This is a genomic window from Methylomagnum ishizawai, from assembly GCF_019670005.1.
GTDB lineage: Bacteria > Pseudomonadota > Gammaproteobacteria > Methylococcales > Methylococcaceae > Methylomagnum > Methylomagnum ishizawai.
In genome coordinates, this window is the sequence record NZ_AP019783.1 from 3,198,077 (window position 1) to 3,210,846 (window position 12,770).

Here is a 12,770-nt window from a genome sequence, read left to right on the forward strand (position 1 = left end):
TTCTCCCCCGACCTCCAGAATAGGCGATATCGCCGGTACTTGGCGGACGAGGCGCGAAAAAGCCCTATGGTCTCATCACCTATCAATTTTCGGGTAGGCTTGAAGGCCGGAACGAATTTCGACTGACGAAGCGATGGGAACTGTAAAGAAACTGGCCGAGGAAGTAGGGCGTGGGCTGGAACAGGCCCTTCCTGGACTGCGCAAGACGGTGGTCGGGAAGCTGGCGCTGGCGGTGGGGGCGATGATCGAGGGGCGGACGCCGAACACGGTGGAGTTGGCGAACCTGCTGCCCTTGCCGACGGAGAGGCAGGACATGCGCGAGCAATGGCTGAGGCGCTTGTTGAAGAATCCGCTGCTGGGGTCGGCGGTGGTGATGGAGCCGTTCGCGCGGGCCGAACTCGCCCGGGCCGCGCGGAACGGCCAGACCGTGCAGTTGAGCCTGGACCAGACCGACCTCGGGGACCGGATGGCGGTGCTGATGGTGGGCGTGCGGGTCGGCGACCGGGCGCTGCCCTTGGCCTGGGTGGCGGAAGAGGGGCCGGCCAATATCGGTTTCGAGGGCCAGGAGCGGGTGTTGGAGCGGGTCCTGGCCTGGCTGCCGCCGGGGGCGGACGTATTGCTCTCGGCGGACCGGTTCTACCCCTCGGTGGCCTTGTTCGATTGGCTGGGCGCGCGGGGCTGGGGCTATCGGCTGCGGTTGAAAGGCAATGTGCTGGCGGACACCGGCGAAGGGGAGGAAACCACCACGGGCGGACTGGCGCGGGGCGCGGAGGAACGCTATCTGCCGGGAGTGCGGCTGTTCGCGCACGGGGTGATGACCCACGTGGGCATCCTCCACGAACCCGGCCATCCCGAGCCCTGGATCATCGCGATGGACTGCGCCCCCACGCGGGCGGCGGTGTTGGACTACGCGGCGCGCTGGTCCATCGAGCCCATGTTCTCGGATTTCAAGGGCCGGGGCTTCGGGTTGGAGGATTCGCAACTGGAACACGCCGACCGTTTGGAACGCCTGATCCTCGTCATGTCGCTGGCCATGTGGTGGTGCGTCCAGGTCGGGCGGGACGACGCCTCGGACCGTCCAACGCCGCTCGAAAAAAAGCCTGGTCGCAAACCGATGCCGGACACTGGAGCTTCAGGAAGCTCCGCCGCAGCTTGGTTTCCTGGTTCACCCGGGGCTTGCGCTACCTAAAGCGACGCCTACAAAACGACATGCCTTTGCCCGCCTTTTGCGCGGCCATGCGAAATTGATAGGTGATGAGGCCCTATGGTAGAAAACGAACACGACCCCGAATATCTTTTTTAGTTTGCGGCGGCTCCCACTCTCTGACTTGCCCTCATCGGGCTTGACGGAGGCTGGAAGGCCCACCCCTGCGACCCCTGAAAACCCTACTCAAATCTTCGATAAGTCCTCCGGTTTCCTCACATCGATCCGACCCCATCCCCTGCCCGAACCTGGCAAGGCACGAGCGTCGAAGACGATGCCGTTGTCCTCAAGAATTCCCCTTGACACGGGTTTCCATGGAAACTACCCTGTGCTTTGTTTCAATGGAAACAATATGAAGGAGACGCCACCCACCGCCACACCTAGCCCGCTGGAAGCGCATTTGGGCTTCTGGCTCCGGCTCGTGTCCAACCATGTGTCTTCGCGCTTCCGAATGCTCATGGAGGCGCAGGGGTGCTCGGTCACGGAGTGGGTCGCCCTCCGCACTTTGTTCGACCGGCCCGAAACGACCCATGCCGAACTCATCCGGGCGTTGGGAATGACCAAGGGCGCCGCATCCAAGATCGTCAGCCGCTTGGAGGAAAAAGGACTGGCCAAGCGGCGGTCGGCGGAAGGAAGCAACCGCGAGCAAGCGCTGTCGCTCACGAAGAAAGGTGCGGACCTGGTGCCGCGCTTGGCCACCCTGGCCGATGAAAACGACGCCCACTTTTTCGGCCACCTTGATGGGCGTGAGCAAAAGGCATTGTTGGAGGCTTTTCAAGCTCTCGTTGAGCATCACCACCTCCAGGACCCACCCCTTGGTTGAAGCGCTCAATACCCAAACCTCCTATGACCGCAAGGGCGAGACCCATGTCGAGCGCTTCCCCGATTAACCGGGCAGATGCCGGGGACGTTCGCCGAGTTCGAGCGGGAGACTCCGGGAACGGACCCGCACGGGGCCGCGCGAAACGCGTACCCAGGGGCGGCTTCCGGGACGGAAATCCAAGGCGTCGCCGGAATAGCGGCGTGAACCCGCGAATCCTTCCATTCGCCCCGATCCGCCCGCAACGGCACGGGTTGTGTCGGTGGCACCCGACTTACCCCTTTTAATGGAATCATCAACATGAAAGTCATTTTGAAAAAGCTCGCTTGGACCGGCGTCCTGTTTTCCCTCGGCGGGATCGCGGCGGTCCAGGCCGAGGGCGGCGGAACGGGCACGGAACAGGAGGCCTACGAGATCGGCGTCGAGGCCTATCACTACTTCTATCCGCTGATCACCATGGATATCACCCGCCGGGTTATGACCAATATACCGACGGGCGCCAAGCCCGGCGCGGGCCCCATGAACGAATTCCATCACATCCCGGCCTTCCCCGCCGCCGAGTTCCGGGACGTGGTCCGCCCCAATTTCGACACGCTCTATTCCCCCGCCTGGCTGGACCTGACCCATGAACCCATGATCGTGTCGGTCCCGGATACCGGTGGGCGCTACTACCTGCTGCCCATGCTCGACATGTGGAGCGATGTGTTCGCGGTGCCGGGCAAGCGCACCAGTGGCACGGCGGCCCATGATTTCGCCCTGGTGCCGCCCGGTTGGAACGGCACCCTGCCGACCGGGGTGGAGCGCATCGCCGCGCCCACGCCCTACGTCTGGATCATTGGCCGCACCCAGACCAACGGCCCGGCGGACTACGACGCCGTGCACCGGGTCCAGGCCGGCTACCGGGTCACCCCGCTATCCCGCTGGGGCCAACCCGCGCAGCCCGTCCAGGCCGCGGTCGATCCGACGGTGGACATGAAGACCGATCCACTGACCCAGGTCAACACGATGCCGGCGGCGAAATATTTCAGCTACGGCGCGGAACTGCTGAAGCTCCATCCGCCGCACGCCACCGACTGGTCGGAATTGGCCCGGTTGAAACGGATCGGCATCGAGCCCGGCCAGCCTTTCACGTTCGAATCCGCGCCCGCCGCCGTGCAATCCGGCCTCAAGCGCGCGGTGGTGGATGGACTCCAGCAGATGAAAGAGAAGGTGCCGACCCTGGCGCGGACGGTGAATGGCTGGCAGATGAACACCGATACCATGGGCGTCTACGGCAACTACTACCTCAAACGCGCCATCGTGGCCATGATCGGACTCGGCGCGAACCAACCCGAAGACGCGATTTATCCCATGAATATCGCCGATGCCAACGGCAAACCCATGGACGGGGCGAACCGCTATGTCCTGCACTTCAAGAAGCAGGAACTGCCGCCGGTCGATGCCTTCTGGTCCGTGACCATGTACGACGCGGAAGGGTTCCAGGTCGCCAATCCCCTCAACCGGTTCGCCATCGGCGACCGGGACGCCCTGAAATACAATGCCGACGGTTCGCTGGACCTCTACATCCAGAGCGCTTCGCCCGGCAAGGACAAGGAGGCCAATTGGTTGCCGTCGCCGGCGAAAGGCAGGCTGGGCGTCACCATGCGCCTGTACGCGCCGAAGGCCGCCGCGCTCGATGGCCGCTGGGTGCCGCCCGCCATCAAGCAACTGAAGTAGCTTCCCGCCGCTTTCCACCCAGCCGCGCCCGGAACTTCCGGGCGCGGCGACCGCCCGCGCCGGGATTCAGAAGCTGTCTGGTAAAAGCTCAGACGCATTTGACAAGGGTAGTCCGCTGCATGGCGATGCGGTTCGATCCTGAAATTCCAAACTTGGGAATGACCGGTTTCATGCGGCGGTCACCAAATCCACACCCCAATAGCTGCCTGTCATGTCAAATCCACCGCCATCCCCGCTCCGCATGGATGGTAATTCCGGGCAGCGCATGGGCTTTGATAAAGCCGACAATGCCATCATGCGACCGCGCTGAGTATGCCGTGCTGGCTCGTCCCGAACGAGCCTTGGACGTTCTTGGAAAGGTTTTGCAGGAAACCGGCGAGATCGCTCCCATTTCCCGAATCGGAGGCTCCCCCCAGGGATTGCACCAGGTTCTGGTAATCCTTCTTCAATGTGGCGAGGGTATCCGAGGAATCGCTATCGCCGCTTGTGCTTGTGCTGGAACTGGAGCTTGAATCGGAAGACAGGCTTTGGATCAAGCTTTCCAGGTTGCTGGACAAGTCCTGGTATCCGCCTTGGCGCATTCCGCCGCCCGGTGGCGGGCCGGGCGGCGGGCCGCCTTGAGGCCCTTGCGGTCCGCGCGATTGCATGTCTTGCGCCAGCGCCGCGAAAGTGTCCTTGGCGGTTTGGACGTCGCCCGAATCCAGCGCCGAGCCGATGGCATCCATCGCCGACGCGATGGGATCGGAGCCGTCGCCCGAATTGGACGGCGCGTTTTGTTGCAGGGTGGCGTAGGCCGATTGGGCGGCGCTCAGGTCGCCGGATTCCAGGGCCTGGGCGAGGTCCGCGAAAGGATCGGATGAACCGGACCCGCTGTCGGAGCCGCCCGTGGAAGCCACGTTGTTGCTGGAATGCAGCGCCTGGAAAAGATCGTGCATGAAGGCGCTCAAGGCTTGGGTGGAATCGGCGGAATTGCCCGAGGCGGAATCCGAATCCGACGAAGCCGTGGACTGGCCGATGCCCATCTGGCTGAGGGTGTTCAACACATCGGCGGCGAAGCCACCCCCCGGTCTTCCCATTTCCGTGCCGCCCACCCGTCCGCCGGATGGCTGTTCGGCGTTGCCGGTGGAAACCCCTTGGACGGAGGTCGATCCGTAGCTTTTGAGGATCGATTGGATATTCAAACTGCTGGTGTTGATGGTGGTCATGGCTCATCTCCATCGCGGTGGAATCTCGTCCATAGTTTCGACCGGATTTACGCCGTTGGAAACAGAAAAGCCGTTGGTTTACATAACTTTACACTTCTTTACACAAGCTCATCCCGACCCGGAAGCCGCCTTCCGACCACGCCCGCCCGCCCGTCGTGGACCGCCATCACCCCGAAGCCTTCCCCCGCCGCGCAAAGCGGCGAGCACCTCATCGTCGGCGGCCAATGAGACACTCATGGATCGGATTCCCGCTGGCGATTGCTTCCGATCATAACCAAAGCCAGCCCGGCCAGCGGCGGGGCATGGCGACTTTTACTTATCTTTACACCCGGCTTAACCCATCTTTGCGGACGCTACGGCAATAATCCGGCCACAGGGAGGAAAGCATTCCGCCATTCCCCGTTCAAACCCGACTTGCCGGAAATCCGCCATGAAGCATCGTAATACCCCCCACCCTATTCCCGCTGCCTCGCCATTGCTGATCCTGCCTTTGGCGGCGATAGCGGCGGAACCTCCCGGAGGTTCGGCTAGCGTTTTCGAGGTTCCGCCCCCGCCCGTGGGCGAGCGCGCGCCTTTTTCGACTGGACTTGGCGAATTGGGCCGATTCCAGGGCGCGTTCCCGCAGGCACCGAGATGAACAAACTCGCGCTGAAAATGCTGCTGGGCGACCGGGGCAAGTACCTCGGCATCGTGTCCGGCATCGCCCTGGCCTCGCTGATCATGATCCAGCAGCCGGGCATCATGCTGTCCATCCTGTCCCGCACCTACAGCTTCATCACCGACATCCCGCTGCCGGACCTCTGGGTCATGGACCCCAAGGTGCAGTTCATCGACGACATGAAGCCGATGCTCGACACCGAGCTTTACCGGGTGCGCGGCGTGCCCGGCGTGGAATGGGCCGTCCCCCTGTACAAGGGTAGCCAGCGGGTCAGGCTCGCCAATGGCGAAACCGTCAATTCCAACCTGATCGGCTTCGACGACGCCACCCTGATCGGCGCGCCGGGGGAACTCCTGGCCGGGAGCCTCGCCGACCTCACCCGGCCCGACGCCGTGATTGTGGACGAGGCCGGAGCCAAAGGACGGCTGGCGGGACCGGGCGGCGGGGCATCCCTGCCGTTGACGGTCGGCACGGTCATCGAGATCAACGAGCACCGGGCCGAGGTGGTGGGCATCGCCCGCGCCGCGCCGACCTTCCAGTCCATGCCGATCCTCTACACCACTTACAGCCGGGCCAAGGCGTATTCGTTGAACGAGCGCAAATTGCTGTCCTTCGTGCTGGCGAAAGCCAAGCCGGGCGAAGACCCCCAGGCGGTCGCGCGGCGCATCACCGAGGACACGGGCTTGGCGGCCTATACGGCGGACGACTTCAAGCGCAAATCCCTGGACTACTTCCTCAAAAACACCGGCATCCTGATGAACTTCGGCTTCATGGTGATCGTCGGCTTCGTGGTCGGGACCGCCGTCACCGGCCAGATCTTCTACAACTTCACCCTGGACAACCTGCGCCACTTTGGCGTGTTCAAGGCCATGGGGGCGACCGACCGGGTGCTGCTACGGATGATCCTGTTGCAGGCGCTGCTGGTGGGCTTCGTCGGGTTCGGCCTGGGCGCGGGCCTGTCGGCGTTGTTCGCCGTCGCATCCTCGGGCGGGGGCGGCCCCGGCCTGCAACTGTCCTGGCAACTCCTGCTGGGCAGCGGTTCGGCGGTGCTGTTGATCTGCCTCATGGCGGCCTTCTTCAGCCTGCGCAAGGTGTTCCGGCTGGAACCGGCGACGGTGTTCAAGGGGTAGGCCATGGCACTCGAATCCTTAGACTCCATCGCCGTGCGTTGCCGTGCCGTCGCCAAGACCTACGGGCGGGGGGACACGGCGGTCCCGGCCCTGCGCGGCATCGACCTCGACATCCATGCGGGAGAGTTGCTGATGCTGGTCGGCCCCTCCGGCTGCGGCAAGACCACCTTGATCTCGATCATCGCCGGCATCCTCGACCCCGACGCGGGCGAATGCGCGCTGTTCGGGCGCAGCCTCGCCGACTTGCGGGGCACCCGGCGGGTCGAGTTCCGGGGCCGGGAGGTGGGCTTCGTCTTCCAATCCTTCAACCTGATCCCGACCCTGACCGCCGCCGAAAACGTCTCGGTGCCCCTGCTCATCAATGGCGTCCGCGAAAGCGAAGCCCTGCGCCGCGCCGCCCTGAGCCTCCGCGACGTGGGGCTGGAAGGGCGTGAGCAAGCCTTGCCGAGCCAGCTTTCCGGGGGCCAGCAGCAGCGGGTCGCCATCGCCCGTGCCCTGGTCCACGGCCCCCGCCTGGTGGTTTGCGACGAACCGACCAGCGCCCTCGACCACCGCACCGGCCACAAGGTCATGGCGATGCTCAAGGACTTGGCGGTGGGCCAGGACCGGGCGCTGGTGATCGTGACCCACGACGCCCGCATCTTCGAATTCGCCGACCGCATCGCCCACATGGACGATGGCTGCATCGAGCGGGTCGAGCAACGCAACGGTTGAGCTTGAACCATGACACTCAAAAACAAAATCCTCCCGCTATTGGCCGCGTGCGGCCTGCTGTTCGCCTCCGTGGTGGCGGTGCGCTCCCATGCGCCGCCGGTGCCCGCCCAGCCCTTGGCGCTACCAGCCCAGGCCCCTTACGCCAGATACATCGGCGCGTCCGGCATCGTCGAGGCCAGCACCGACAACATCAGCCTCGGCACCTCGCTCCCCGGCATCGTCAAGACCGTGGAGGTCAAGGTGGGCGACAGGGTCAAGAAGGGACAGCCGCTGTTCGAGATCGACGACCGCGAGTACCGCGCCGTCCTGGAACTGCGGAGCGCCAAACTCCTGGAAGCCAAGGCCGCCGTGCAACAAGCCCGGATCGCGCTGGAGGACTACCGGACCCAGTACGCCCTGGTGAAGGACGGCAACCCCCGCGCCGTCAGCGTGGACGAGGTCCAGAAGCGCCGCCACGCCGAACTCTTGGCTAGCGCCAAGCTGGACAGCGCCAAGGCTGCCGAGGCGGTCGCCGCCGCAGAACTGCGCAACACCCAGACCGACCTGGACCGCTTGGTGGTGCGGGCACCCATCGACGCCGAAATCCTGCAAGTGAACGTGCGGGCGGGCGAGTACGCCGCCACCGGGGCGCTTTCCACGCCGCTGCTGCGCCTGGGCAACCTCGACAGTCCCCATATCCGGGCGGACATCGACGAGAACGACGCCTGGCGTTTCCGCAACGGGGCCAGGGCCACCGCCTTCCTGCGCGGCAACCGCGACCTCAAGACCGAACTCGGCTTCGTCAGGGTGGAACCCTATGTCACGCCCAAGACCTCCCTGACCGGGGCCAGCGACGAACGGGTGGATACGCGGGTCCTGCAAGTGATCTACCGCTTCGAACGCGACAGCTTGCCGGCCTATGTGGGCCAGCAGGTGGACGTGTTCATCGAGATTCCCGAAGCCAAGGCCGCGACCAAGGTGGAGCAGTCCGGGAGGCCGCACTCATGAGCATGCGGATCGCGGCGCTGATGGCGGGGCTGGTCCTGACGGGATGCGCGGCGGTGGGACCGGATTACGTCCGGCCCGCCACGCCGATCCCCGGCCATTGGCATGGCACGACGGAAACGGGCAAAACCGGCCAGGACTTGGCGCACTGGTGGAAGGCGTTCCACGACCCGGAACTGGACCGGCTGGTCACGGAGGCCCTCGCCGCCAACCTGGACCTGAAGAAGGCGGCGGCGCGGATCGTGGAGGCCCGCAGCCAGGTCACCTACAACGCGGCGGCGGGATTGCCCCAGTTGAAGGCCAGCAACAGCGTCAACCGCCGCCTGAACAGCTTCTCCTTGGGGGGAACCGGCAGCGCCAATCCGGCGGGCGGTTTCTTCGGCAACGACAGCCAGATCAGCAACATCCTCCAGGCGGGCTTCGACGCCAGTTGGGAACTGGATATCTTCGGGGGCATCCGCCGTTCGGTCGAGGCGGCGGAGGCGGCGACCGAAGCGGAACGGGAAAACCTGCGCGATGCGCGGGTGAGCCTGGTGGGCGAGGTGGCGCGGGATTACATCGACCTGCGGGCCAACCAGCAACGGGCCGCCGTGACCCGCGCCAACCTGGAGGCGCAGACGGAAACCCTGGCCTTGACCCGCGAGCGCCTGCGCATGGGCCTGGTCAGCGAACTGGACGTGGCCCAGCAGGAATCGCAACTCGCCAACACCGAAGCCAAGCTCCCAGGGTACGAGGCGGCGGCCAAGCAAGCCCTGCACGCCCTGGCGGTGCTGTTGGGCCGGGAGCCCGCCGCGCTGTTCGGGCGCTTGCAACGGGAAGGCCAGGTGCCGGTGGCCGACGCCGAACCCTGGGCGGACCTGCCCTCGGAACTGCTGCGCCGCCGTCCCGACATCCGCCGCGCCGAGCGGCAGGTGGCGGAGGCCAACGCCAAGGTCGGGGTGGCGGTCGCGGACATGTATCCCAAGGTCAGCCTGACCGCCTTCCTGGGCTTGCAGAACCTCAAAATGACCGACTTCACCCCGGTAGGGAAATCCTGGTCCCTGGCCTCCTCCGTCAGCCTGCCGCTGTTCAACTGGGGGAAACTCGCCGCCAGCGTGGAGGGCAAGGAGGCGCAACGGGACCAATCGGTGCTGGATTATCAATCCACGGTTCTGAACGCCTTCAAGGAGGTCGAGGACGCCTTGGTGTCCTACGCGGGCGAGCAAAAGCGGCGCGGCAGCCTGCTCCGGGCCGTGGCCGCCAGCCGCAGCGCTCTGGAACTGGCCTCCGACCGCTACCGGCGCGGGCTGACCACTTTCCTAGATGTGCTGCAAACCCAGCAGACCCTTTACCAGGACCAGAACAGCCTGGTGGAAAGCGAGGCCCAGGTCTCGACCGATCTGGTGGCCTTGTACAAGGCGTTGGGGGGCGGCTGGGAGCAGGCGGAGACGCAATAAGCTTGTTCGGCGTGAGTGCGTGGCCGGGTTCAAAACATGGCCCCATCCATGGGGCCGGTCAACTAGGCCTCGACTTTGGCCTTTCACGCCGTAGCGGCGAGTTGATTCAGCAGGGCCTCGCAATCGCGGGGCGATAATTCCAACCGCTCGCCGCTGGATGCGGAGTTGACGAAATACTTTTCGGCCCAAATGGAGCGGCGGACGAAGGCCAGCACGTCGGAAAACGTCGCGTCGGTCTTTGGATACCAGGCGGCCTGCCGCACCGGTAGGGTTCCGTTTTCCACCAGGCGCGAAGCCATCAGGCAGACCGGGGGAAACAGCCCCATCAAGGCGGGCGTGGTCCTTGCGATGGCGAGGTCGGACCACTGCCGCTGGGTTTCCACGCCGAGGTGGCGGCGGCTCTCTTCGAAGGTGACCTCCACGCTCCAGCGCAAAACGAACACCTCCACGATCCGCTCGGGCGTCAATTCGGCGTCGGTGGCGAAGAAGGCCTGGGGCCGGGTTTCGCCGGTGGGGTCCGCGACCAGGACCCAGCGCAGGCGGACCGGCTCTTCGCCGGGCGTGTGCCAGAGGGCCACCCGCTGAGCAGCCGGACCGCCTTGCGCTCGCCCCCGTACCAAGCCAGCCCGGTTTCCCGCCAGGGCTCGTCCGGCCGGTCCAGCAGGGTTTTCAGGCTGGGCAGGCGGATGCCTTTCTTGGGTTTGCGCCCCCGCTTGCCGGGCGGCGGGGTTTCCGGAAGCCGAACAGGCGCGCGTCCAGCCGCAGGCGGGACACCAGGGTGGCGCGGTTCGCCGAGCAGGCATGGGCCAGGGCCACGCAGGCATAGGCCCCGTCGCCCACCACCGTGAACGCCGTGGCCTCCAGCCACCGCGAAACCTGCTTGACGGCCTGGGCCGTCCAATCCACCGTGGTCTTGTGGCGGCGATTGGCCGCCTCGTCGGCCCGCTCCGAGGGGCCAGCACCGTCAGGAACGGCAGCGCCCACGGGCGCGGATTCCACGGCAGCGGCACCAGGACCATCAGGCAGATCCATTTCAACCCCAGGCCCTTGACCACCTTGCCCCGCGTCGAGCGCACCGCATCCCGGTAGCGGCCCTTGGCCTTGATCTGTTTGCCTTTCCGCCGCTCCACGGTCTCGTCCACCACGATGATCACCGGGTAGCCCAGATGCGCCGCCAACGCCACCAGCAGCCCCAACAGGATTTGCGCCCCCAGCAAGCCCGACCACCGCGCCCGGCTCAGCACCCGGTGGTACTTGCAGAATCCCTTCTCGTCCGCCAAGCCCAGGGTCCGCAACGCCGCCGCCACCGTGCGCGGGCCACGGCACAGGACCGCCCCCGCCACCAATTCCTGGACATGGCCCCATACCGGCTGCGTGAACATCGGCGCGAACAGGACCAGAACCTTCATCGCCTCATCGGGAAAAATCAACATCGCCTAGCATTTCCAAGCCATCGTTCGGACGGCTATTGTCTACGGCGGCAGCCCCCGCTTTCAGCGGAAGTGAAAATGGCCAAAGTCGAGGGGTTCATTTGTTGTCGATAGGCGATGGCAGTTCACTGGCTTCGGTACCGCATTTCGTGGCGGAGTAATTGGGTTGGTATCAACCGTGGCCGTGCCGCATAAGAAAGTGGGATACCTTGATTTAACTGTGTTTTTTGTTGACGGGCAGAATTAGGCGGCGTATCGTTTTTGCTTGGGCGGCGGATGTGACGCATAATCGGGTTTTGTTACGCGGCATCCGCGCCGCCTACTCCCTTCCCGTCTAAAGAACGACTAAGCTTATAGGCAATCGAACTGGACTGGGAAAGGCACGATGAACCGCTGTATCCGCATCCAACGGCTGGCCCCGCAGGACCGCGAACGGTGGCAGGCGCTGTTCTACCGCCACCAGCAGCAAAGCCGACGGCGTAGGCTGCTGGCCTTGAAGGCCCTGTGGGACGGCGAGAGCATGGCCGGGGTCTGCCGCAGCCAGGGAGTCCAGCGCAAGACGCTGGAGAAGTGGCTGGACAGCTACCTGCATGGTGGCTTCGACGCCCTGCTGGCCCCGCAAAGGCGGCCCCGCCCGCAAGCCCTGAACCCGCAGCGGCGCAAGGTCCTGCGCTACATCCTGCTCCACAAGACGCCGGCGGACTATGGCATCGACAGTTACCAATGGACGGCGGCCCACGTCCAGGGTTTGCTCGTTAAGAAGTGGGGCCTGCCGCTGAGCGCCAACCGGCTTTACGAAATCTTCGACGAACTGGGCCTCTCCCACCAGCGCGCCCACCGCGACTACGGCCCCGCCCAGCCCGCCGAGCGGGCCGGCTTCGTGGAGGCGCTCGAAAAAAACCGCCGAGGCCGACCCCGGCACCGCCCTCGTAGCCCTCGACGAGTTCGCGCTGCTGTCCACGACCTGCACCCACTACGCCTGGGCGGAGAAGAACACCGCCCCGGGGCCGCCGAGCAACGAGAAGCGGCGGGAGAAGCTGAACGGCTTCCTGGCCCTGGACCTGAACAGCGGCAAGACCACCGTGGACTTCCAGCCCCAGGCCAAAACCCGGAACGCCGTCCACGTCATCGCCCTGATCGTCCTGCGCTACGCCAGCCTGGGCTTCCGCCAGATCCTGTGCATCCTCGACAACTGCTCCATCCACAACGACTCCATGAAGGCCGCTCTGGCCGAGTTGCTGGCGGAAATCCCCCTGGCCCAGGGCATCGCCGTGGACTTCCTCCACACCCCGGCCTACTCCCCAAGTTCAACCCGGCCGAATACCTCATCCGCCTCGTCAGGAAGAACTCCCTCTACCACCTGCCCCATGCCATGACGGTCCAGCAGCGGGCCGAGCGCGTCCATCGGCACTTGGCCCAGGCCACTCCCCAAACACCCCAGCAGGTCAAGAACATTCTCAGCCATATCTACCG

General features: G+C 65.1%; 10 protein-coding genes and 1 pseudogene. 9 read left to right on the plus strand and 2 right to left on the minus strand.

The window, feature by feature from the left end; genetic code table 11:
* Positions 1 to 133: 133 nt before the first annotated feature.
* The 3 genes from K5658_RS14585 (at position 134) to K5658_RS14595 (ending at position 3,740) form a co-directional block, all read left to right on the plus strand.
* Positions 134 to 1,189, plus strand: coding sequence for a transposase (locus K5658_RS14585; protein WP_221063840.1), 1,056 nt, complete (start codon positions 134 to 136; stop codon positions 1,187 to 1,189).
* Between the two features lie 367 nt (positions 1,190 to 1,556).
* Positions 1,557 to 2,027, plus strand: a complete 471-nt coding sequence (locus K5658_RS14590) for a MarR family winged helix-turn-helix transcriptional regulator (RefSeq protein ID WP_221063841.1) — start codon at positions 1,557 to 1,559, stop codon at positions 2,025 to 2,027.
* A gap of 297 nt (positions 2,028 to 2,324) precedes the next feature.
* Positions 2,325 to 3,740, plus strand: coding sequence for a DUF1254 domain-containing protein (locus tag K5658_RS14595; RefSeq protein WP_221063842.1), 1,416 nt, complete (start codon positions 2,325 to 2,327; stop codon positions 3,738 to 3,740).
* 293 nt (positions 3,741 to 4,033) lie between these two features.
* Here the strand turns inward: K5658_RS14595 and K5658_RS14600 are convergent, their stop codons facing one another.
* A complete protein-coding gene (locus K5658_RS14600; protein ID WP_221063843.1) occupies positions 4,034 to 4,945 on the minus strand; it encodes a hypothetical protein in 912 nt (303 codons plus the stop codon).
* 633 nt (positions 4,946 to 5,578) lie between these two features.
* On the opposite strand from K5658_RS14600, the gene K5658_RS14605 reads away from it, so the two are divergent.
* Genes K5658_RS14605 through K5658_RS14620 form a run of 4 tightly spaced genes read left to right on the plus strand, consistent with a single transcriptional unit; the run spans position 5,579 to position 9,867 of the window.
* Positions 5,579 to 6,733 (plus strand): ABC transporter permease, encoded by a 1,155-nt coding sequence (locus tag K5658_RS14605; protein ID WP_221063844.1) that lies wholly within the window; start codon positions 5,579 to 5,581, stop codon positions 6,731 to 6,733.
* 3 nt (positions 6,734 to 6,736) lie between these two features.
* The gene (locus K5658_RS14610; RefSeq protein WP_221063845.1) at positions 6,737 to 7,447 is read left to right on the plus strand and encodes an ABC transporter ATP-binding protein; all 711 of its coding nucleotides are present in this window, start codon (positions 6,737 to 6,739) and stop codon (positions 7,445 to 7,447) included.
* A 9-nt stretch (positions 7,448 to 7,456) separates the two neighbouring features.
* A complete protein-coding gene (locus K5658_RS14615) occupies positions 7,457 to 8,434 on the plus strand; it encodes an efflux RND transporter periplasmic adaptor subunit (protein WP_221063846.1) in 978 nt (325 codons plus the stop codon).
* A complete protein-coding gene (locus K5658_RS14620) occupies positions 8,431 to 9,867 on the plus strand; it encodes an efflux transporter outer membrane subunit (protein ID WP_221063847.1) in 1,437 nt (478 codons plus the stop codon). The genes K5658_RS14615 and K5658_RS14620 overlap by 4 nt, the downstream gene beginning before the upstream one ends.
* A gap of 83 nt (positions 9,868 to 9,950) precedes the next feature.
* Here K5658_RS14620 and K5658_RS14625 read toward each other — a convergent pair whose 3' ends face one another.
* Complete coding sequence (locus K5658_RS14625; protein ID WP_221063848.1) at positions 9,951 to 11,276, minus strand: transposase; 1,326 nt, start codon at positions 11,274 to 11,276, stop codon at positions 9,951 to 9,953.
* Between the two features lie 406 nt (positions 11,277 to 11,682).
* Between K5658_RS14625 and K5658_RS24195 the strand changes: the two are divergent.
* Both K5658_RS24195 and K5658_RS24200 read left to right on the plus strand, forming a co-directional pair.
* A pseudogene (locus tag K5658_RS24195) lies at positions 11,683 to 12,174 on the plus strand (helix-turn-helix domain-containing protein); the annotation flags it as partial.
* A gap of 76 nt (positions 12,175 to 12,250) precedes the next feature.
* Positions 12,251 to 12,673, plus strand: coding sequence for a hypothetical protein (locus tag K5658_RS24200; protein WP_425515951.1), 423 nt, complete (start codon positions 12,251 to 12,253; stop codon positions 12,671 to 12,673).
* Positions 12,674 to 12,770: the final 97 nt, after the last annotated feature.